We start from the raw sequence: 23,893 nt of genomic DNA, 5'->3' as shown, positions 1-23,893 counted from the left end.
AAATAGATAAAAAGCTTGCTTTGTCAAAAAAATCATGAAATAAAGGCTTTTTGAATTTTCTTAAAATTTAATCATAATAAAAATGCTAAGTATAAATAAAAATTCCAATCGCATCAGGATCAAGATTAGGATTTGCAGTCACTGGAGATATTTGATGCATTTCCATATACTGAGCCAAACGCTGTTGCGAATTTTGTACATCATGTTCTAATTTAGCTAATTCTGATTTCAATCTATCAAAATCGGTTTTTAATAAATCAGCCTGCGATGTATGCATATCTAATGTTTGAGGAAGAGCATCATTTTTTAATCTCTCATGTTGGAATTTATTTTCTAAAGAAGAAAGTTCTAATTCAACAATCTTAATTTCAAGCCCTTTTTGATCAACTTCCAAACGTAACTTTCGTTCATCCAAACTAGCTAATTGTTCTTCTAGTTCTTTTTCTTTAGCTAAACTACCCTCTGTGTATCCGCCTTGGATAGCAAGATCAATGGTTTGTGTATTATTAGCACGTATTTCGTCTAAAACTGCTTGTTTATCAAATTCGATCTGTTGTTTAATATTCTTATAGTCTAAATGTTCATTTGTATAAAATGATTTCTTTAAATTAATTAAAGCAGCTTCTCTATTAAGATTAATCATATGTATCTCAGATGATGTATGATCCTGAGACAAACTCATATCGTATGTTTTATTCAATTCATCAGTATCTTCTAAAAATTTAGTATAATTATTCATTGAATTAATATATTCAGGTATATCGGAAGAAGAGACTGCTAAAGTACTAGCTACTTTAGGTATGGCAGTCTGTAATTGATAACCTTCTATCAAGGGTAGCTTTTTCGAACCTAATTTGCCAATAAAATTGCCAACTTTATTAACCACAGGAGTAAACCAATGACTTCGTGAAGCCATTAAGTTTAAAGCAATATCATAGACCATATCCTTAACTAAACCATTTTTAAACGCTATATCCCACATTTTATTAGCTGGTATAGAAAAAATAAATTGCAAGAAAATTAAATATTTATCTAAAAAGGATGATGAATGATTATCTGAGATATTACTAATTTCATTCATAAGTATCGTATTATTGGTTCGTAAAGATTGCAAATCTTCACTTGACATATTATTAACATTCATATTATAAAATTTAGATATCAAGTCCTTAAACTCTTTCGTCTGTCTAAATTGAACAACAAATTCCTTAAACTCAATTGTGTTAACAAAATCATGCAAAAATGAATTTAATTGCTTATCAACACCTAGTTGATCAGCAAATAATTGATATGTCTTTTGATAATGAGCTATCTCAACACTAGTAAATTCTTTATATGAATCTGACTTCAAAAATTGATTGGATGCATCATCCATAAAATTACGGGCATCTTCCTTAGTCTTAAGTAAAGCATCAGATGGATTTTGAGCCACCGAAACTGCTTTCTCCGCAGCTGAATATCGCTTAACTGACTCAAACCAATTCTTAAATTCTTTATTACGCAACAACTTTTCTCTGGAAGCAATATACAATTGCGGCTTACCAAATTTAAGTAATAAATTCTCATATGCAGTTGTTTGCTGAAATTTATTACTTAATTGATCAAAAATAGGCTTCTGCTGAACTTCTTCTAGCAATTCAGCTAAAGATTTCATGGGTCCAACTTGATCAAAACGCTGATCAGCAAATGAATTTTTCTCTATAGCAGCAGCAACTATAACGGCTAAAAGATACTGCAACAAAATATGCCCACTATTATCGCGTAGCTTAGTCTGTAAAAATGAAATTAAAACTTCATCTCTATCTCTAGGGATAGCCTTATTTCGAGCTTCCTGAACCAAAACATCTAAGGCATGAAATGACGCCATGCCTAAAGGAACAATAATGCTCGTAATTGCACCTAAAGCGCCCATCCAAGGAAAAACAATCGTCGTCGCCAAAAAAAAAGTCTTAAAACCAATATCTTCTGCCAAAGATGTAAATCCCGAAGACTGTAAAACTGCGGCTGAAGCCTGTGGATGTTTCATAGCCAATTTCAATAAATTAACAAAATCACTCCATGTTGGCTGATACTTTTCGCCGTCTAACTTAGCATCATTATTTTTTAGAAACTTAGCATCGGTAGCGGATACAGAAATCACTGTACTACCAAAAAAAGAAAAAAAACAAGTAAAAGCAAGAAATAATTTACCAGCCCTCACAAAAAACAAAACTAACACCTCTCTCTAAATCTAATTAAAAAAATTTAAAATAATTATAATATAAAAAAATATAAACAATATCGAAAAGATAAAAAATCCAACAAAGATTCGAATTATAAATTTTAATATAAAAATAAAAACAAAAACCACTATATAACTATAATAATATATTAAAAACATAAAAATTAATAACAAACATATTGTAACATATATCTAAAGTGAATCAAATTCAATTAACTTTAGATATAAAAATCAAAATAAAAAAAACATTAGCATAAAACACTTATATCGAATCTTTTAAATCAAAATCATTTTATAAATAATATTAGCATGTAAAAAAATAATATAAAGGGAGTTTAAAAATATAATAGAATGCACTCATGATAGCCATTTTTGTGTTTAAATTACATCATTATTCATTGGACATATTAATATTACAAAGCAAGCTAATTATAGATCTGGATGATGGTAATCTTCTAAAGAGATTGCATAAATATCAGTATAAAAAAGAAGCTAATCAAAAGTAAGGTAAGATTGATATATTCTTTTCATACTCCAAAGAAATAATATTACATTTTAATATGGCTGTTCATATCTCTGTGAAATTATTTTATCCTGTGCTAAAAAAAGTATTAAGAACATCGTTAAGATCATATTCAAAAACAGTTATACTAAAAATAAATATGGCAAAAAAAACTAAAAATGTTAGTTTTTTTGCCAATTAAAAATAATTAAATTTATAATAGATATATAAATGGTCATTTTAAGTTAATTCAGCATAAAAAAGCTTAAATTATCAAAAAAATAAAAATTATCTTTGGTCTAAACAAATAATCTTAACCCTTAAATTATAATAAACTTTGTAAGTTCATTTTTAAAAATCAAAAATTATAACCTTATTTTTTATTTTTTGTTGAAAGTGTAGAAAAATATTTTTAATGAAAGGAAATAAATAACGATTCTTTTTATTTGTATAAATATTTAATTTTAAAAATAAAAAATCAAAATAAATTGTAATTTAACAGGAATATTAATATAGTCGATTAGTAACAATGTAATTTAAACTAAAAAATAGCAACCATTATAGATTTTTATGAATTAAATTAGGTTCTTAAATGCTCTTTAACGTATTTTTTTTGACAAGTCCTATATTTATAAGGGTTTTGGGGCAAGCTAATTGTTTAAAAATACATAATTTTTTATTTTTTTTAATGTTATTAGGATATATTTGTATAAAGAAATAACATCATAATGTTAAGTATTAAAACTTAACTGTGTTATATAAACTAAAAAAGCGTCTTTAATTACTTGATCTTATATGCGATTTTTTTGCTTGTATAAATGCCAAAATACGTTAAGATGTTATTGATAAGTTGACTCTTATCCACAAAAATTTAGTTATTCAATTATATTTACTATCTTAAATTCATACTTTTAAAATCGAATATTATATCTTAAAATAATGATAAAAATATTATTTAGGATTATGGTTTATTTTAAATAGATATATAAGCAGAAATTATTTTTATGATATGTTATTTTTTATTTAAAAATAACATTTTGGAGGTGTAGTTCGGCATTTTGTTGCTGAACATTTAAAATGTTAATTAGAAGAACAGGCTTAGTTGTTTGGTTAATAGATATCAATGATATGAAATTTCTGTATAAAATCGGAAAAGTTTATTATGTATCCAAAAGATTCAAATATGTTTTTCTATATGTTACTTCGGAAGATTTAGATTTTATTATGAAGCGTTTGCATAGTTTCTCAAATGTAAATAAAGTGGAATTATCTTGTTTGCATAAGTTTTCCTTTTCATCTTCTGGCCAATTAAAAACATTGAAATAAAAATCAAATATATGAATTATACAAAACATACAAAATATATAAAATATCTTTATATGTTTATTAAATCAAAAAATTACATATCATATTTATATCAAGGTACATTATTTATAAAAATATGCACCTTGTTTATTTATTCATTTCTTATTACATAGACTCGATCGAAAACACTAGCTTAAAAAATCAGTTCAAATAATTTTTGTTTATTGTAATTTTGAACATTTTATAAAAAACTCCGAATTATAAAAATATAATATTTATTTATGAATTCTAATCCATAAAAGATATTTTTGTGATTTAAGATAAAAAGTAATTTTTATATAATAATTTATTCTTAATAAATACAAAACTTATGTATACATTAAAAATAAAGAGCGATATACAAAATCCAGAGCAGGCTAAAATATATTTTTAATTACAATCTAATGGTATAAATATATCTATATAGGCTGCTATATCAATTGTTTTTATCGCAATAATTTAGCAATAAAAACGAATTTTATGAATTTTGATCAAAACCCATAAAAATATATCCTAGAAAAACAAAAATCATTGTCAATTATCCTCTGGGCAATTTCTTAATTAAAAGTTAATCTTACTTTATAAATTTATATTTTAGTCTCATATGTAAATTTTAATACAATAAAATATATTTGTGCATTCAGAATCATTGAATTAATTTTTTTGGATAAAATTTAAATTTCTTAAATTTGAAGCCAATATCTTCTTTTCGCTAATATCGCGGGAAATCTCTTTAGATTGATATTTTCTAATAGCATTTTTAGTATCTCTTTTGATAATATTAGATTGTTTATTATTTTGTTTGACTCTATCGATAGTAGGTAAATCTTTTAAATAATTATTATCACTAGAAAAAAAATGTAACCCTAAATTAGCAAGATGCTTTTTAGCTACACCCCTCAATTGGAGTAAATCATTCATATTTTTTTCAAGCTCTTTCATACGATCTATCTTCGATTTTTTATCCTCTAAAATAGTCTGTTTATCTGTATAAAGATCTTTTTTTATTTTAATAACCATTGTATCGCTTAGATATTCTAAATAATCTTTTATTATAGACATATATATATCTTTTTCTTCTGCTGCTTTTAAGTCTTCATCTAATTCATATACTTGTTCAGATAACTGATCATATTCTTCCGAAATATTTTTTATCCTTTTAAAAACATCAGATGTTACACCGTAAATATAAATATATATATATTCAACTAGATTAGAGAAACGATGTATATCTTCACTATATTTTTTCCAAGCAAAAGCAGGCTCCTGAAATGAATCATTGATTAAATCTAAATATATTTGTTCAAATATATTTAATATTTGTACTAAATCCGGGATTTTTTTAATGTCATAATCTAATAATTTAAATTCATTATTTTTTTGCAATTGTAAAAAATTGTTAAAAAGTTCTAAATCAGTCTTATCTGTTACATTAGATAATAAATCTTTAAAAGCAATCGAATCTGTAAGAGAAAGCAATTTATGATCTATATTTTTTAGAAAATCATGATAATATCTATTCAATCTATCTGTTATTATCAACATATATGGTTTAACTACTTTATAAATATCCATATATGCTTTGTGGTACTTCTCTTTTATTGAAGAAAATGTACTATCTTTATCCTTATGATTATCCATCAATTTATGCCAATAAGTTATCAAAATATCTGACTTATCAGCTTGTTCAACTAATTCTAACATACAAGTCTTAAATTTAAAGGAATAATCCAGGTATTGCGAATAAAAAATAGACGCTAATATTTTGTCAACAGCTGGTGCTTCTGTATTTTTTCCCTTAACCGCATCTTTGTAGAGTTCCCAATTTTTTTGTGATATATAATTAGAACGTCCAAGACGTTCACACGCTAACTTTTTATTCCTCAATTCCTCTTTATCTGCTGAAATCTGAGACAACATATTACGTATCGAACTAGGTGGATCAGCGAGCTGTTTTGCTTCACTAGTCTTAGGATGAAAAAGACCGCTATGTTCTCCAATATAAATGGATGTAAAAATATTTAAAATTAAAAATAATCTTTTTGTGCTTTTTTTCATCATAAAAATCAATCACACCTATTCGTATTAATTTAAGAATAAATAGAAAGATAGATATACTTGCTGTTTTCAATGTAAATATACTTGCTGTTTTCAATGTAAATATACTTGCTGTTTTCAATGTAAATATACTTGCTGTTCTGGCAATTTATCCTTTGGATAAAATTTTTTTTTGAGAAAAAATGCGATAATTTATATCGATACAATTATATATATCATATTATAAATAGCAATAAATATAAATTTTTATCCAAAAATTATATGCAAATAAATAATATATATAAGGTTTTTTACAGGACAAATATTGATAAGCTTGATAAAATCATTTAGCATGATAAAATCCAATAATTAATCAAATATGAAAAATACAAAGATATATAAATCTTTGTATTTTGAAATTTATTTAATAATAAATTATCTACTTTAAAAAAACATATTGCATCAATAATATAATAAAATTCCATCCCAAAGGCAAATATCAAAAAATTAAATTAGTGATTTACAAAATAAGTTTCTTTCCATTTATCCAGGTCTGAAATAACGTTTTCCGCAGCTACTAACTCGTGTTTGGCATTAAGTAAATCATCGGAAACTTGCAAAATATTTTCTTTGGTTAATTTAGCCAGCTGGTATTTGTTTTCAAATAATCTTACTCGTGCTTTGGCAAATAAAAATTTAGCTCTTTCTAATTCTCCCATATCTCTATTCTTAAAAACTAAATTAGTATTGTTTTGTATCTCAGATTTAATTTGTACTAATACCCGATTAGCTTCTGCTAATTCAACACGCGCTGCCAACGAAGCCAATTTTTTTTCACTTAGGATAACTCTGGATTGCCAAAAATTAACTTCTTCTCCCTGCTTTAATATGTTATTTTTAAATATCTTATGTAATGAAACTTCAACATCAGCTAATTCAATCTTATCCTCTGCTAAATCAACATAAGCTTTAGCTAATCCCAAACGCATATCCCATGAATTAGCAGAAGCTTGTGAAAAAACTGCTATGTTAGCATCTTTCTTAAGCTGAACTTTCGATGTAGATAATTCCACTAATTTACCAGCAAATTGGCGCTGCCGCTCATGAAATGAATATAATTCTTGTTGAACTTGTTTCAACTTATTTTTAAAAATCTTTAATTCATCGTTATAAATAATTACTTCATCAGGGGTCAAATTGCCTAATTTGATTTCCATATTATAAAGATTGATCCTATTTTGTAAAGATTTAAACAAATAAATAAATTTCTCGCTTTTTAATTTATTTATTTGTAAATTATATCTAATACCAAGATATTCCCAATCTGTATTAGAAGAACCTAAATTATGAGTATTAGCAGAATCTAAAGCCTGAAGATCTTTCTCTAATATCTCAATCTCAACACCTGCTAATAAGGCCTTTGAATCATACATATCTGACTTATATCTATATATATCTAATTGAGACTGATTAGTAGTTACGATATCAATTGCCTTAATTTTTGTTTCACGAGCCAATTTAAGTCTCTCTTCAGCTAGATTAATATTTGACTCTAATTGTAGATTATTAAAAAAAGTTAAATCTTTATTAATCACATCTAAATTATCTTTTATCTGGCTAATAACAGCTTCGTGATTATCTAAATAAGTGATTATAACCTTCATATCATACAATTGATCTTTAATCCATGCTATATCGGGTAAAAAATCAATTTTTCGACTAATATCAATATCCGGCATTGCAAGCTCCATTGATCTTATATTATCTTCAAATATCTTAAGATCATCTAGATAACTATTAATAGCCGTCAAATCATCTAAATTATGTTCAATCAATCCAAATGACGTTAAGCCTTCACTTATTAAATTTAATCTAGATAAAGAAACTTGATCTTTAAGCCATTGTAATTTATCTTTAGAAAAAGCAAACTCTAATCCCTTAAGTTTTATTTGCATTTCCAGTGTAGTTACCCCAGCTTGATTAATTTCAAACATCTTTTTATAATATGCTGATTCAGACTCTTTGTGCTGTAATTGTGCTTCAGAAGATCCTAAATTATTTTGTCTAATATGGGATTTCTGAATATAATCTTCATAATATGTATTATATTCATTTAAAAGATCTTGATAATTAGAGTTATAATAATCATAATCCTCAATCATCTGATCTATATAAAGTTCATTTGTTTTCATGCTAATAAAATTTTCATCTTTACTTATACTCAGGCTAGTACGATAATTAACAGGAAAACTACCATTATCTTTAAGAGCAGCAAGTCTATCTACAGCGTCATTCAGATCTTGATCTTGTGATCTTAATTTATGATTCATATGAGATCTAAATCTAATGGGATTATTTATCTCATCAAAAGCTTCCACAGCAGCTAATGTAGAAACATCTGTTATATTAGGGTCACCCTCTAAAGGTCTGATCTCCGAAGGCATTCTCATTAAATCTTCGTTATCAAATACTCTTAATCGGATATTATCCTGCAAACTAGTTGATAATTCATCAAACCCATCAGCATCCCTAAAAGCAAAATCAACTGTACTTGCATCTTCTGTAAGAGGAAGATCAGTAAGTGGTATAATCTCTTGATTCATAAGATCATTTAAATCTAATGTTTGTACAGCATTATCAGTAGCCTCCAAAACGCCTGCTCCTAATTCAGAACCCCTTAAAAATCTATCAATAGCATTAGCTACTGATGTTGTACCACTAGTCTCACTAATAAGAGAAGGAATTGAGGATGAACTTCTACTACCTCCACCATTAGATGAACTTAAAAAATTAGAGGTGCTTACACTACGGCTAATCAACGGTGATCTGACTGGTAAATTTCGGGTACTTGAACCAAGACTACTCGTAGATGATGAACTTAACAAAGATGGGGTACTTGCAGCAAGATTACTCGTCGATGATGAACTTAACAAAGATGGGGTACTTGCACTATGGCTACTCGTAGATGATGAACTTAATAAAGATTGGCGACTTGAACTAATAATTCTGCCATATTTTCCAATAACAGCTCCCGCATGATTTGAATCACTAGCTGTAACCATAAAAGCACCGAACATCAAAGCTATGTATCGTTTTTTTGATTTTTTTTTCATAAGTTTAATATATAAATCCTTTGTTATTTTTTGGCGAATCGTAACTAAGCAACTTGATCAAATATATTAATTTGAAATAAAATATGTTCATTTAATAATAATTAATATAAAAAAATAAAGGTTTGAATATTAAAAATAGAAATATTTATTTTGATTTAATTAAAAAACAATAAAATAAATTAAAATAAAATTTTAGTTGAAAAATGAGTTTTAAAAAAATATTATAATTAAAACCATCATAATTATATATTTCATTTTATCTATAGTAAATAACATAAATATTTACAAAAAATATATTAAATAAATTTTTTGTTTTTTTATATTAATACTATATTATAATAAATATAAATTATCTTAATTTTTAAATTTATTGCGATATATATTATAAATAAGATTGATTTTTTGAGCAATTCTATAAATATTTCTGCTGATGATCTTTCTTTAGACCAAAAAGTTTAGTCACAAGTCTCAAATTATTATGTTGTCCAATTAAAAAAGTTACTAAAGGCTAGTAGCGGTATTTTTAAATAATAGTTCAAATTTTATTTAATTTTAAAAATATATTCATTATTACAGTTATTATGAATTTTTATTATAATTAATCTCACATAATTCATAGATTTAATAAGTGCTTCTGGATGTCAAGGTATACATAAGTATCATTTTAATTCAATTACAAAGATAAAAAGAGCAAACTCAGCTACTTAGATATACTTGTCTGCAAAACGATATCCATAAAGTTTCAGAACCTAATCGAATGCACTAAAATTGATGCTAATGACTATTTTTGTGTTTAAATTAAATTATTACTAATAAGCTATATTAATATTTCCGGTCAAGTTCAATATAAACTTTCTGCGAATCAGAATACCTGTAGGACAGGTTATAGTTTTGTTTAAAAATCTTTATTATTATGAGCTTGTCCAATAACCAAATGTTAAATAGTTTTTAAAAATCTAATTTAACGCATAAAAAGCTATAATAATGGCTATTTTTGTGTTTAAATTAAACCATTACTAATCGTCTATATTGATATTGCTGAACCAGTCCTATATATAATAAATGGAGATTACAAAACAACTCAATATTATAATTGATATTTATAATCGCGACTTGTCAATCATCTAAGAGCAAAAACTTAAAAAATCAGATAATTAATTTAATTTTATTATCTTTAAAATTCTAATATGCCCCTTATAAATAAAGATAAATTAAAGCAAATTCTTTTATTTCTTTATAATTTGTTTGGATTAAAATTACAATGTATTTTATTTTTTATATTTTAAAAATATTGATTTGATTCAAACAAAAAAATAGTTATTATAACGGCTTTTAGTGAATGCTATTATATTCTTAAACTATCTTTATAACAGTTTTTTGTCCAAGCTCTATAACTTATAAAAATGCTCTTAATTATGAATACCTGTGATTATTTTTAGATATTAATATAATAAATCAAAAACAAGCATAAACAACCACTAAAATGGGTTTTTATGCTTGTTTTAATGGTATGTTTTTGTTGAATATAATAATTATATAAAGTGAATCTATTAAGAAATCCAGAAACAAGCCCTCTAATTATTCCATACTAAACTTATAACATCTGTAGGGTTAGATAATCCAATCCTCGTATCAGCTAAAAGCTCTTTAGCATAATTCAATTCCTGATTAAGATCAACTAATCTACTCTGCCAGGACTCTAGTTGTGCTTTCACTGATTGTAATTCAATCGATTTAGTCTGATCAAAAAACTCTTGATTTGAATTATGACACATTTTTTTGCTAAGTAATTGCATATCTTTTTGATGATAAGATAATTTATGTTGATTAAACTGAATTAAAAACTCCACTTTCTTAAACTCTAGTTCTTTCCATCTAACTTCGTATTCGACACTACGAAAATGATCGACCTTTAATTGTTCCATGTATAAACTATAAGCATTATTAATATCATCTATGATATTTTTAAAATCCCATTCAGAAAATTTCATTTGAACAAAGTATTCATCTCTCTCAATACTAAGCTTAATAATTTCCATATCATAAGTGGTAGATGCATTAACTAGAAGCTGATTATACACATTCAATCTATCTATCGCGGCTTGTAATTCAGGATCATCTGCCCTTACTTTCTCAATTTTAGATCTCAATCTAAAATCATCAGGATTAAGTTCTACCAATACCTCTTCTGCTAATCTTTGATTATTACCTCTGCTGGCTTCTAAATATATATTAACATCTATAATAGGATCATTTAAGGTAATGCCTTCACTATCACCTACAACATTAAATGTAATAGATTTTTCAGACTCTAAATGACTATCTAAAGATGAATTATCAATTAAAATCGAAGATTCTGAATTAAGGCTACCTACTAAAAAATCGGCACTACTATCTAATTTCGAATTTATAATACCAGCTAAACCTCGCATCGATAATGTACGTCCAGAAAGATCTGAAATACGATCGCTTGCTAAGCTATCAGTAATATTAAGAATTGCGTATATAGAACGGTCAGAATTATTTTTCTTAATATTGCGAAAAATATTTGCGGCAATTTTACGAATATTATCTAATATTCCTGCATCAACAACAGGCGACATAGAAAATATGGCAAAAAAGGAAAGAAAAAAAGATAAATATAGCTTTTTATTCTTTTTTAAATCCATATCTTATACTCCTTTTATGGTAAATAATTATATTTTATAAAAGACGACATTCATGATCATACGATATTTAATAAATAATATCACTTGATAATTAATTTAAATAATATAAAAATAAATAATCTATAATATAGAATTAATAGTAAAAAATCTTTAAAACTGACTAAATGATAAAAATCAAAAATATGTCATATTATAGACAATATCATTATAAAAAATATATTTAACTAAAGTCAACGAAATGTGAAATTAAATGTAATCATCAAAAAGGCTAACATAGACGATTAGTTACAGATGATTGTTATTTTTAAAATTTTGAACTTGCATGGAAAATATTAATATAGCCACTTAGTGATGATATAATTTGAACAAAAAAATAGCCATTATAATAGCTTCTAGTTAATTCAATTAGGTTATTAAATTATATTTAAATTTGTTATTGGGCAATTTCTATGTTTAAAATTTATTTATAATATTAAAGTATAAAAAAATATAAGCTAATTCTTAAACTTAATCTACCTTAATTTATCTCTAATGCATATATTTAAATATAAAAAACTAAAATCATATCTTTTTTATCTAGCTAAATAAAATGCATAATTTATCTTATTTTTTTTTAATTTTTCAATTTATTTCGATAGACTTGTTGTAAAAATATAATATAGACTATGGTACCCTATTATTATCATTTGATAAATAAATTAATAAACATAAAAATTTATGATAATTCACCTTGGCATATAAATTTAAATAAGATAATTATAAAATTAATAATATTTTTTAATTAAATATATTTATATCTATTAATAGCTTTGGAAAATTGATATAAAATCAAATAAAAAACCATAAGACGGAAGGACTAATATATAAATTAAACATAAATTAAACATAAATTAAGTAACCCTAAATCTAAACTAATGATTCTATTTTAATTTTATAAATAAATAAAAATCTAATAATTAATCCTTATATATCTTGTCGAAAAAAATCTTTACATAAAGTTGAATAACCTAATCAAAGATACTATAAAAGCTATGATAATGCCTATTTTTATGTTTAAATTCCATAAATAGTGTTAAAATATAAAAAATAAAATATATTGTAATTTTAAACAAGCCGTATCATAACAAATAAAATTATTTTTCTTTGTCTTATTTTTTATATATTTTTTAACGAGCTTGTCCAATAACCCATGTTAAATAGTGTTTAAGAACTTAATTTAATGCACAAAAAGCTATGGTAATAGCTATTTTGGTGTTTAAATTACACCATTATTAATCGGCTATATTAATATTTCTGGACAAGTCCAACATATAAACAAAATCATTTTTTTAATTTTGAGGTTTTTATAAAAATAGATACAGATACAGATACAGATACAGATACAGATACAGATACAGATACAGATACAGATACAAAGCATATCTGTTAATTGTATATATCAACATTTCCTAAACTGTGCATTGTGGTTTATAGACCAATATATGTATTTTTAAAAAATAGTTATATCATAATATAGGTGTTACAAACAAAATAGATTTTTGTTTGTAACACCTTAAAATATAAGATGTTACAAACTTTGGAAATATAATCATATTGTCTGATTTTTAGTAATAATTTATATTTTTCATAATTAAAGAATATTAATTGTTGTTTATCTTAAAAATACTTTTTAACGGTTCAAAGCTAAATCGATGATATTCAGATGGTCCATACTCATGAAGGCTCTGTCGATGTTTTCTTGTTCCATAACCTTTATTATTCTCAAAATCATACAATGGAAATTTTATTGCCAATTCTTCCATTAGTTGATCCCTGTATACTTTAGCCACAATAGAAGCTGCTGCAATAGATACACTTCGACAATCGCCTTTGATCATGGATGTCTGCATAAAAGGAACATCTGGTAAATATGAGCCATCTACTAGAATAACTTCTACCTTGCATTTCAACTTTGCTAATGAACCACGCATCGCTTGTTGTGTAGCCTTTAAAATACCCATGCTGTCTATCGTTTCAGAAGAAACAGAACATATACCTATATCCATCGATTGAGCTTTGATTTTTGTTAAAATATCTTGCCTCTTATGAGGTGTGAGTTTTTTAGAATCAGAGAGTAATTCTAACCCACGAAAATCAGCCAAAACTACAGCAGCAGCAACAATTGGTCCAGCCCAAGAACCTCTACCCACTTCATCAATACCTACAATATTTTGATAACCACATGCTAACCAGGCTAGTTCATGGTGACATTTGTAAGAGGATAATAAGGTATCTCTATGATTAATGAGGATCATCAGTTAATATTTCCTCTTTAGATGCTGTAGGTTTTTGTAAAGTAATACCGCCTAATTTACCAGCACGAAAATCATTAATAACATGCGTAGCAGCTTTATGGAGATCAATAATACCCTTTTGAGCTATACATCCCCTTTTAGCACCTATCTGAGTTAACCAATCTTGTTGCCGTTGGAGATCTAAAAAATCATATCTTTTCTTTAAAAGCGGGAAATATTGCTCTGTACAGCAGCATCGCAATAAGAAGCGAGCAACTTCTTCTTGAGAAAAAACAGTATCACGAATAGCACCTGAAGCAGCTAATATTTTACCTATAGCGGGTTTCGCAAAAGATGGCCAAAGTATACCCGGGGTATCCATTAATAGAAAATTATCATCAACACGTAACCATTGTGTAGCTTTTGTAACACCAGGCAATTTTCCTGTGGGAGCACCTGATTTTTGTGAAAAATAATTTATTAAAGATGATTTACCAACATTAGGTATGCCAACAACCATGATTTTTATCCGCCGATGAACATCAAAAGTATATTTTTTTTTCTTCTCTTCAACAATTTTTTTGCTTAATTTAATAGCAAAACTTAACCCTTTTTTGTCATTTTTAGCTAAAGCAATAGAAAAAGGCATTTTTTTTAACCATTGCGTTGTAATATCAGGATAAGCCAAATCTTTTTTTGTCATGATTAATAAACGGGGTTTTTGATGACACATAGCTTCAATAAGCGGATTACGACTTGCTTGAGGTAAGCGGGCATCCATAAGCTCCCAAACTAAATCTACTTGCCTAAGATTTTGTTTGATTTGTTTACAAGCTTTGTTCATATGCCCAGGAAACCATTGAATTTTCCGAATCTTCAAGCCCACCTTTTTAATAAAATATTTCATTAATTATATAAAATAAAATTATAATATAGTCATTTATTAATATAAACACCCAAAACATAGATAGGTAAAAGTCCAGAATAATTAATAAAAAAATATTTAAATATATATTTTTTTAACTTATGGATAAGGTAAGCATTTTATATAATTGCAACTACCACTAATATATATTAAGGCGAAGCGAAAAGGAATGGTAAAAGGAAAAATAATATACAATATAATATAATAAAATTATCTAATAAAAAACTCCATTATAGCCACAAAATCAAATGAAAAAGTCTATTTAAATATTTGACAAATGCAAACACTTGTCCAAAAACCGGTGTCAAGAGCGTTTACAAACCTAATCTAATGCATGAAAAACTATGTTCATCACTATGTCGATACTATGTCGATGTTTAAATTCTATGAATAGTTTTAAAATATAAAAAAATAAAAGAATTGTCCTTGTATTATTTTTAATAATATATATATATATATAAAAATAAAAAAATAGTGTTTATATATTGGACTTGTCTAGAAATATTAATATAGAAAATTAGTAATGGTGTAATTTAAACACAAAAATAGCCATTATAATAGCTTTTTGTGCATTAAATTAGGTTCTTAAAAACTATTTAACATGGTTTATTGGACAAACTCATTTTTTAATATATAAACAGTACTATTTTTTGATTTCTAGTTTTTTATAAAATTTTCAAAATAAAAAAATACCAACCATCTGTACTAATAGTCTATATTAGTTTCTTTGTTCAGGCCCTGCATAAAAAAAGCTTTTAAAATCAGTTAATACAAATAAGTGAACAATTATAAACCAAACCATTTGAGACCATTATTTTAGAATTTTTAACTTTTACAGGCTAAAAAACATAAAATTTAATTCAAAATACAAAAATGGTTTCGCATCCATTCCCAGATCGTTAAATCATCAATATAGTAATGTAGATAAATTAAGCATTAATCACCTATATAAATATTGATTTAGATTTCCTTTAAATTCAGTTTCAACTTATTATTTATGTTTAACTAACAATATTAAACTAATATTAAATTGATAATTATTTTTAATTTTTAGCTTTTTTATAATACACCCTGTTAATTATAAAAATATTTTTTAAATAAATCCTATACATAATACAATTTAAAAGATATATCAACTAAAGAAGCAGCAATATCCGAGAAATTAGGCTTTGAGCTTAAATAATTTACTACTGTCGATACTAAGAAGAAAAGGATCTTGGTATCAATCAGGAATGCAGGTACTCAAGGAACCCTAGGCAAAATACCGATAAATGTAATTAATGGTCAACAATAAATCAAGGAACTAATGAATATAAGGGTAAAACAGTAGTAAACGGGACCTTTTATACTATTAATCTTTATAATTCACAAATATATTATGGTAACTATTATTGACGAATCAAAAAAGAGTAATCGTATATTTTATTTATCTCGGAATAATTTTATACATAACAAATCAACACCAAATATTACAATATATTCTGATCATACAAAAATTAAACTTATCAAAAACGTCTTATAAAGTTGGTGGTTTTAGCTCAGATATATAAATTCCACTAAACCCATGATAAATGATTTAAATCTTTCACTTGTAAAAATTTTGTTAAATAACAATCCTCTTTCTGGCGGGACCTTTTATAGTTACTTTAACTCGTCTCCATATACAACCCCACCAGAAAAATTACGTGCTCATGATACAGCATCGACATTTGCGTAAAGGACTTATTTTAAATATACAAAAATTAGCATAGATAATAAAAATATAACTTCATTATATCCCAATTAATGATTATATATAAATTCGTAAAATAGGTTAATTTAAAGATTATGATAATTAAGGAAAATAAAAAAATATATTCTATGTATGATATAGAAAAAGCGAAACATATGCTTCTTAATAATTTGTTTAAAATATATATGTTCCTTTAAGCTAACTTTTCACGTTATGTTGAAAAAGATAAAACAATAAAGGGAAAAAAGATCAAAGAATAAAGAAATAAAATATTTAAAAACATGAACTTTATATTAAGCAAGCTTTATGTTTTTATGAGGTGTCAAAGTTAAATGTATATACCAGAACACCCATGCCATCATCGAAGAAAAACTAAATGCCAAGAGTGCATCGAAAGATACATAAAGCATCGTTACTGCTGCTGTAAAAATAGAGGTCATACTGGTCCTACCGGTCCTACTGGTGCAGACTTTATAGGAGAAACAGGTTTTACTGGTCCTACTGGAGATACTGGACCAATTGGACCAACTGGTGCGACAACTATTGGTGATACTGGACCTTCATTTACTGGTCCAACCGGTAATATAGGACCTAATGGTCCAACAGGTGCTACTGGCCCAACTGGTCCTACTGGGCCTTATGACAAATTAGCAGCTGGTTCCTTCGGTTATATAGCAACGAATACAACCACCTTACCTGTTAACACCCCTATACCTTTAAATTCTTTTCAAAATACTATCGGTGATAAAATAAGTTTAATAACAGATAACTCTATATTGGTTGCTCCAGGTAATTATATGATAGACTATTCAATAGTTAGCAAATCGAATAATGCTAACAACACAACCGCTGTTGATATACTGTTAAATGGCCAATCATTTAACAGTAGTTTTATCTATGCAAACTCACAACCTCAGCCAAATAATAGTTACTTACGCATAACAAATCAAATTCAAATAAGCGTGAGTTCACCAACGACAATAAATATTGTACCAAGGTTATCTGATTTAATATTTACTGTGCCATCAGATGTTATCAACGGAGTTTTACCATATAAACCTACTTTAGCAAATGTAACAGTTTACCAAATAAATACAATATGACCATATAGTAAAACAAGCAATATAATACCTAGAGGTTCGTCAATAATAATTGCAAATTTGAGTCCGATGGAATCCAAAAAGGTTTAATTATCACAGATTATACTTGCAAACCAGGTCTTAGTTTACCTGAAACAAAAAGTCATAAAGGTAAAAAAGAAGATACAGGATATACAGAGTCAACAGAAGATACAGGTCAAACATCAGTTATTTCACGAGCTGGTTATTATGGTTTTGTAGCAACAGAGCCGATTAGAGTTGCTATTAATCAACCTATAACATTAAATTCTTTTAAAAAACGTATGGCCTAGGAATTTCATTAACAGCACCAGATACTGTTACTTTAAGTCCAGGTGTTTAATCTATCGACAAATGTATAGTTAGCAATTCCAAAAATGCGTTTAAGATCGCATCATACCAACTTATAAAAGATGAAAATACAACTGAAATAGGGTAGTTTTATCTTTAATAATGCCCAAAACCCTGACGGTACTCATTTTGGTGATGAAGAATAAATCATTATGAATCCAGCAAAAAAATAACTTTGCAATCAGTACGATGTATTGATAATTTAAATTTTCAAACAGATAAAGCAGTGGTTAATTTATCTGTCACAAATAATCCTAATCTAGCTAATATGGAAATTTTAAAACTAGATTAGGACTATTTATTGTTTATCCATCGTTTTGTTCATTAAATATACTTCATTAATAATTGCTATATTTGCCTTTATATAGACTAATAAAGAATAAAGTGATGTTAAACATATCCATATATAGATATGTTTATTTATCATTCCAAATGTCTTTGGAACATGGCTTTTGTTGAGCATCCTGACTATCCTCTAAAATGCGCAACTCATCAAAAGGCCATACAACCATAACTACTAGACCATGGATATCTTTAATATTAATAGACCCTATATCACGGCTATCCTCACTGTTAAAACGATTATCTCCCATCACATAAATATATCCCTCAGGTACCAATGTCGGTGATAAATTATCAGTTAAAATTTGTTGACAAAGATATTTTTCTCGTAAAGGACTCCCGTTGATAAAAACTTTTCCGTTTGATGAAGTAATCGTATCTCCTGCTATAGCTATCACGCGTTTAACTAATTTTGTACGCTTGTTATCAATTTTTTCGGATCGAAAAACAATAATATCCCCTCTTGATGGTTTTTTTGATTCATAGGCTAGTTTGTAAACAATAACACGATTCCCGGTATGGAAAGTTTCACGCATTGAATTACCAAAGACTGTAAAATAATCTAGGACAAAGGCACGCAATATAACAAATATGAATAAAAGCAATATTAATATTAATAATAAAAAGAGAAGAAATCGAAAAGATTTCTTCTTAAGAGATCTCTGCTCTTTAATTCTCTGTCGACGAGTTATAAAAAAAACATTTATATCATTACTATGTGTTTTTGAAAAATATTTTCTTTTCTTCATATAAATACACATATAATCGATATTATTCTAAAAACAAAAAAGTATTTAATATCAAAAAAAAAGGGAATAAACCCCTTTTTTTTGATATTAAAAAGCAAATACAATAAACCATAGCTAATCATAAGCGCTTATGAGCGCTTTTTATTTTCTTGCGACTGTATTCTAGAAACACTAACCGCCTTAATACGCGCAGCTTTCCCTTGTAATTTACGCAGATAAAATAATTTAGCACGACGTACTTGACCACGACGCACAACCTCAATATCAGCAATTTTAGGAGAATGTAATTGGAAAATTCTTTCAACACCAATGCCGCCTGATGTTTTACGAACAGTAAAAGTTGTACTTATACCAGAACCCCTTTTCTGCAAAAGCACACCTTCAAAAATTTGGACTCTTTCACGTTGACCTTCCTTAACTTTAACGTGTACACGTAATGTATCCCCAGGACGTAGTGGTGGTAAATTTTCTTTCATTTGCGACTGAGTAAACTGTCTAATCGTCTCCTGCATCTATAAAATCTCCTTTTTTATTTCATCTTGTGATAAAGATACTAAAAATTGATAATCTTCAGAAGTCAATGAAGCATTACGGAGGAGATCAGGTCTTCGAGCTAATGTCCTTTTTAAAGCTTGTCGACGACGCCAAAGAGCTATTTCTTGATGATGTCCAGATAATAATACAGACGGAACCTCCTGCTGTTGAAATATCAATGGTTTAGTATATTGGGGATATTCTAATAAACCCCAATCACCAAAAGAATCTTCATCCACAGCATTTTGAGCACCCAAGACACCTGGTATACATCGACTAACAGCATCGATAAGGACCATGGCTGGCAATGTACCATTCGTTAACACATAATCACCTATAGACAATTCGTGTGTAACAACAGAACGAATACGTTCATCAAATCCTTCATAATGACCACATAATAAAACAATATTTTCATAAAGAGCAAGCGAGCGTACTTTTTTTTGCGTTAAAAGTTTACCTTGCGGAGAAAACATGATCACAGGCCATGGTCTATTTTGTACCACATCTTCTATAGCCGCAAAAATAGGTTCGGGCTTTAATACCATCCCTCCCCCACCACCATAAGGTGTATCATCCACCATTTGATGTTTATCGCTTGTAAAACGACGAGGATTAGTAAATTTCAAATGAATTTGTTGCTTAATTTGTGCCCTTTTAATAATGCTACTTGTTAAAAAACCAGTAAATGATTCTTCAAATAGTGTAATAACATCAAACGAAATCATTCACGTAATCCTTTCAACAAATCAATATAGATCAGTTTTTTAGCTATATCAATACGCTTAACAAAAACATCGTTATAAGGTAACATCCATTCTTTACCATCAGATTCTCGGATAACCCAAACATCATGCGCAGGTAAAGAAAGGATCTTGTGAACATAACCAATATCTTGTCCTAAAATCGTCTTAATACGGCAGCCGATAATATCCATATGATAATATTCATCGCTTGCCAACATTTCCTTATCTTGATCAGGAGACACAACAAGACGGCAACCTAAAAAAGGTTGCGCATCGTCGATATGTGTCCAACTATCAAAACCAAGGATAAAAAGCGATTTATGTGGCCTGACATAATTAATGATCAATTCAAGATATTCATGATCATTTTTATGTTCCCGGACATCTAAAAAAAGCAATTTTCCAAATTGGAAACGCAAATCAGGTCTATCAGTAATTGTAAAAACTCTGACCTTACCATCCAAACCTTTAGGCTTAGTGATATATCCTACAGTTAATGTCTTCATTAAAAAATTCCGTTCTACTTAAAAGATAACCTAGGCTTTTTTTACTTTTTCCATCAAACCTTCTCTACGCAAAATACCCGCAACAGTATCTGATGGTTTAGCCCCACGATCAAGCCACAATTTAATACGTTCAGCCTTAACTTTAACAGCAGATGGCTCCTTAAGAGGATCATAATAACCAACCTCTTCAATAAAACGCCCATCACGGGGACTACGTATATCAGCAATAACAATTCTGTAGAAAGGACTTTTCTTATCTCCCATTCTACGCAAACGAATTCTTACCAAAATAAATTACCTCCTTTTACGACCGCTTTTTCCTTTAAACATCGAACCAAAAGAAAAACGACTCATTTTATCACGACCACCTAGCATCTCTTTACCCATACCGCGAAATATTTTACGAATTTCAACAAACATTTTAAGCAATCGATTAATCTCCGATACAGATGTACCACTACCTTGAGCAATACGCCTTCTACGACTAGCATTTATAATATCAGGATGATGACGTTCTTGTTTAGTCATCGAATAAATAATTGCTTTGATGCGATTTAATTGATGATCTCCACCAGAAACATTAGGAATAGATTTCATAAACTTATTCGCACCAGGTAACATAGCTAAAATATTTTCCATCGGGCCCATCTTCTTAATACGCTCAATCTGTACAACCAAATCCTCTAGGGTAAAATTATCACTCTTTAATCGAGACTCCATCATCCGCATCTCATCTTCATCTACGGTAGCTTGAGCCTTTTCGATTAAAGTCATCACATCACCCATACCTAAAATGCGAGAAGCCATCCGATCAGGAAAAAATGGCTCTAAGGCATCGACTTTCTCACCCATACCTACAAACTTTACAGGACAACCGGTTACATTACGAACAGATAAAACAGCTCCACCACGAGCATCGCCATCTAATTTTGTTAAAACAATACCTGTCAAAGAAAGTTGTTGATGAAATTCTTTCGCTACACGTACTGCATCCTGACCTGTCATAGCATCAACAACCAACAATATCTCAGTGGGTTTAGCAACAGCTAAAATCTGTTGCAACTCGTCCATCATATCTTGATCAATATGCAACCTACCTGCTGTATCGATAATAAAATCCTCAAAACCTTGTTCAATAGCCTGATCATAACCTCTTTTAACAACAGAAGGTGCACTTTCCTTTTCTAGAGGCGTAACACATTCTAATGCTAACCCTTTTGCTAGAGAAGCTAACTGTTGCACAGCAGCAGGCCGATGAATATCAGCCGCAACCAACAAAGTACGTCGTGAAAGCTTCTTAAGATGGAAACCTAATTTACTTACCGTCGTCGTCTTACCAGAACCCTGGAGCCCAACCAGCACAATAACACGTAGCTTACTGGTATTAACCAACGGCGTTGCTTCTCCACCCATTAGGGTAATTAACTCATCGTGCACAATTTTTATAACCTGTTGACCAGGATTTAACCCTTTAAAAACATCTTGACCAACAGCACGCTCTGTAACACGTTCGACAAATTCCTTAACAATCGAAAAATGCACATCAGCCTCTAGAAGAGACATCCTTACCTGACGCATAGCTTCTTTAACATCAACAGGATCTATTTTACCTTTGCTGCGAAGATTCCGCACAACACCTTGTAACCTGTCTGACAACTTGGAAAACATAGGGCGTTCCCCCTACTTTGTACCCACACATTAATACATACAGTAAATAAAAAACATGAAAATTAATAACATTGCTTTTTAAAATACAAACGTGACCAAACACCTCTTGTAACTATAAAGCATTCCATAAGTTAGCGTCAAGCAAGCGAAAGCTGAAAAAAACATATCAGCAAATTTATTTTCACGATCATTTCATAAAAATCCAGCTTAATTATCCAAATAATTAATAATAACAGATCTATTAAGCATTAATATTAAATATTTACAATGATTTAATAAAATAAAAACACAAAGACTTATAAGCTTTATAAACATACGGAATAGATAATGAACGAAAAAAATTACCAACGCGTTCGCGATGATTATTTTAAATAATAACAATTTCAAATCCTACTTGTGTCAAATGCTCTAGCCATGTACATAAAAATGGTTGTTTCTTTGAGCTTGTCCAATAACCCATGTTAAATAGTGTTTAAGAACCTAATTTAATACACAAAAAGCTATGGTAATGGCTATTTTTGTGTTTAAATTATAAAATTACTAATCGGTTATATTAATATTTCTGGACAAGTCCTTTCTATAAAAAAGAAACAACCATATCGTCCTGATCAAGACAAAACTTTAATATAAATGATATTTAATTGTATAATTAACATTATACAATTAAATATATAAATGTAATTTAGAGATGATATTTTTAAATACCCTTTTAGATCAAAAAATAGACGCATATTATAAAATTAAAGATAATTTACGAAATAGTCTAATAAATAATTTATAAGATTATACTTTAAAAATAAAAATAGCCATTATCATAGCTTGTAGTTCATTTAATTAGGTTTATAACAATGTTTTTTTATATTAAGATAATATCCTACATTAATGAAATATAATGTAAAAATATAGTAACGACCAAATATATTTTATCCTGCAAAGACCAATTTCTTCAATCTTCATAATTTCATATATATATAAATACCTATATTTTTATTATATAAGATATACTAAAATACAAAAATAAGGTACAAAAAAGTATTAAATTTTTGTACCTTATTTATCAATT

15 protein-coding genes are annotated in these 23,893 nt (G+C 27.9%); 3 read left to right on the top strand and 12 right to left on the bottom strand.

Features of this window, described 5'->3' with window-relative positions; translation table 11 throughout:
* Window positions 1–85 precede the first annotated feature (85 nt).
* Entirely contained in the window at window positions 86–2,209 is a 2,124-nt protein-coding gene (locus VS182_RS04230; protein ID WP_479492336.1) for a hypothetical protein, read from the bottom strand.
* A 1,591-nt stretch (window positions 2,210–3,800) separates the two neighbouring features.
* Between VS182_RS04230 and VS182_RS04225 the strand changes: the two genes are divergently transcribed.
* Entirely contained in the window at window positions 3,801–4,049 is a 249-nt protein-coding gene (locus VS182_RS04225) for a DUF2129 domain-containing protein (RefSeq protein WP_479483943.1), read from the top strand.
* A 672-nt stretch (window positions 4,050–4,721) separates the two neighbouring features.
* Here VS182_RS04225 and VS182_RS04220 read toward each other — a convergent pair.
* The 5 genes from VS182_RS04220 to ylqF form a co-directional block, all read right to left on the bottom strand.
* On the bottom strand, window positions 4,722–6,128 hold the full coding sequence (locus VS182_RS04220) for a hypothetical protein (protein ID WP_479483942.1): 1,407 nt from the start codon (window positions 6,126–6,128) through the stop codon (window positions 4,722–4,724).
* Window positions 6,129–6,616: 488 nt separating this feature from the next.
* The gene (locus VS182_RS04215; protein WP_479492335.1) at window positions 6,617–9,181 is read right to left on the bottom strand and encodes a hypothetical protein; all 2,565 of its coding nucleotides are present in this window, start codon (window positions 9,179–9,181) and stop codon (window positions 6,617–6,619) included.
* 1,610 nt (window positions 9,182–10,791) lie between these two features.
* A complete protein-coding gene (locus VS182_RS04210) occupies window positions 10,792–11,886 on the bottom strand; it encodes a hypothetical protein (RefSeq protein WP_479488943.1) in 1,095 nt (364 codons plus the stop codon).
* 1,640 nt (window positions 11,887–13,526) lie between these two features.
* Window positions 13,527–14,180: a ribonuclease HII gene (locus tag VS182_RS04205; RefSeq protein ID WP_479483939.1), complete on the bottom strand. Its 654-nt coding sequence runs from the start codon at window positions 14,178–14,180 to the stop codon at window positions 13,527–13,529.
* On the bottom strand, window positions 14,167–15,039 hold the full coding sequence (gene ylqF / locus VS182_RS04200) for a ribosome biogenesis GTPase YlqF (RefSeq protein ID WP_479483938.1): 873 nt from the start codon (window positions 15,037–15,039) through the stop codon (window positions 14,167–14,169). The genes VS182_RS04205 and ylqF overlap by 14 nt, the downstream gene beginning before the upstream one ends.
* A gap of 1,609 nt (window positions 15,040–16,648) precedes the next feature.
* Here ylqF and VS182_RS04195 point away from each other — a divergent pair.
* Window positions 16,649–16,801, top strand: coding sequence for a hypothetical protein (locus VS182_RS04195; protein ID WP_479492334.1), 153 nt, complete (start codon window positions 16,649–16,651; stop codon window positions 16,799–16,801).
* Between the two features lie 347 nt (window positions 16,802–17,148).
* Window positions 17,149–17,919, top strand: coding sequence for a hypothetical protein (locus VS182_RS04190; protein ID WP_479483937.1), 771 nt, complete (start codon window positions 17,149–17,151; stop codon window positions 17,917–17,919).
* A 782-nt stretch (window positions 17,920–18,701) separates the two neighbouring features.
* On the opposite strand, the gene lepB is transcribed toward VS182_RS04190, so the two are convergent.
* From lepB to ffh, 6 genes are all read right to left on the bottom strand, one after another.
* Complete coding sequence (gene lepB, locus VS182_RS04185; protein ID WP_479492333.1) at window positions 18,702–19,376, bottom strand: signal peptidase I; 675 nt, start codon at window positions 19,374–19,376, stop codon at window positions 18,702–18,704.
* A 128-nt stretch (window positions 19,377–19,504) separates the two neighbouring features.
* The gene (gene rplS / locus VS182_RS04180) at window positions 19,505–19,888 is read right to left on the bottom strand and encodes a 50S ribosomal protein L19 (protein ID WP_479483935.1); all 384 of its coding nucleotides are present in this window, start codon (window positions 19,886–19,888) and stop codon (window positions 19,505–19,507) included.
* On the bottom strand, window positions 19,889–20,638 hold the full coding sequence (trmD, locus tag VS182_RS04175; RefSeq protein WP_479488942.1) for a tRNA (guanosine(37)-N1)-methyltransferase TrmD: 750 nt from the start codon (window positions 20,636–20,638) through the stop codon (window positions 19,889–19,891).
* Complete coding sequence (gene rimM / locus VS182_RS04170; RefSeq protein WP_479483933.1) at window positions 20,635–21,162, bottom strand: ribosome maturation factor RimM; 528 nt, start codon at window positions 21,160–21,162, stop codon at window positions 20,635–20,637. The genes trmD and rimM overlap by 4 nt, the downstream gene beginning before the upstream one ends.
* Before the next feature lie 30 nt (window positions 21,163–21,192).
* On the bottom strand, window positions 21,193–21,453 hold the full coding sequence (gene rpsP, locus VS182_RS04165) for a 30S ribosomal protein S16 (protein WP_479485146.1): 261 nt from the start codon (window positions 21,451–21,453) through the stop codon (window positions 21,193–21,195).
* A 3-nt stretch (window positions 21,454–21,456) separates the two neighbouring features.
* The gene (ffh, locus tag VS182_RS04160; protein ID WP_479488941.1) at window positions 21,457–22,830 is read right to left on the bottom strand and encodes a signal recognition particle protein; all 1,374 of its coding nucleotides are present in this window, start codon (window positions 22,828–22,830) and stop codon (window positions 21,457–21,459) included.
* Between the last annotated feature and the right edge of the window lie 1,063 nt (window positions 22,831–23,893).

This window comes from Pasteuria ramosa, from assembly GCF_056496785.1.
The sequence above is the reverse complement of the archived record's forward strand: the minus strand, read 5'-3'. Positions and strand labels throughout refer to the sequence as shown.

Coding starts and splice junctions, on each gene's coding strand:
- rplS (WP_479483935.1), bottom strand. CDS start 19,888: ATGCAGGAGACGATTAGACAGTTTACTCAGTCGCAAATGAAAGAAAAT.
- VS182_RS04225 (WP_479483943.1), top strand. CDS start 3,801: ATGTTAATTAGAAGAACAGGCTTAGTTGTTTGGTTAATAGATATCAAT.
- ffh (WP_479488941.1), bottom strand. CDS start 22,830: ATGTTTTCCAAGTTGTCAGACAGGTTACAAGGTGTTGTGCGGAATCTT.
- trmD (WP_479488942.1), bottom strand. CDS start 20,638: ATGATTTCGTTTGATGTTATTACACTATTTGAAGAATCATTTACTGGT.
- lepB (WP_479492333.1), bottom strand. CDS start 19,376: ATGAAGAAAAGAAAATATTTTTCAAAAACACATAGTAATGATATAAAT.
- VS182_RS04205 (WP_479483939.1), bottom strand. CDS start 14,180: ATGATCCTCATTAATCATAGAGATACCTTATTATCCTCTTACAAATGT.
- VS182_RS04220 (WP_479483942.1), bottom strand. CDS start 6,128: ATGATGAAAAAAAGCACAAAAAGATTATTTTTAATTTTAAATATTTTT.
- VS182_RS04215 (WP_479492335.1), bottom strand. CDS start 9,181: ATGTTCGGTGCTTTTATGGTTACAGCTAGTGATTCAAATCATGCGGGA.
- VS182_RS04210 (WP_479488943.1), bottom strand. CDS start 11,886: ATGGATTTAAAAAAGAATAAAAAGCTATATTTATCTTTTTTTCTTTCC.
- VS182_RS04190 (WP_479483937.1), top strand. CDS start 17,149: ATGTATATACCAGAACACCCATGCCATCATCGAAGAAAAACTAAATGC.
- VS182_RS04195 (WP_479492334.1), top strand. CDS start 16,649: ATGATAAATGATTTAAATCTTTCACTTGTAAAAATTTTGTTAAATAAC.
- rimM (WP_479483933.1), bottom strand. CDS start 21,162: ATGAAGACATTAACTGTAGGATATATCACTAAGCCTAAAGGTTTGGAT.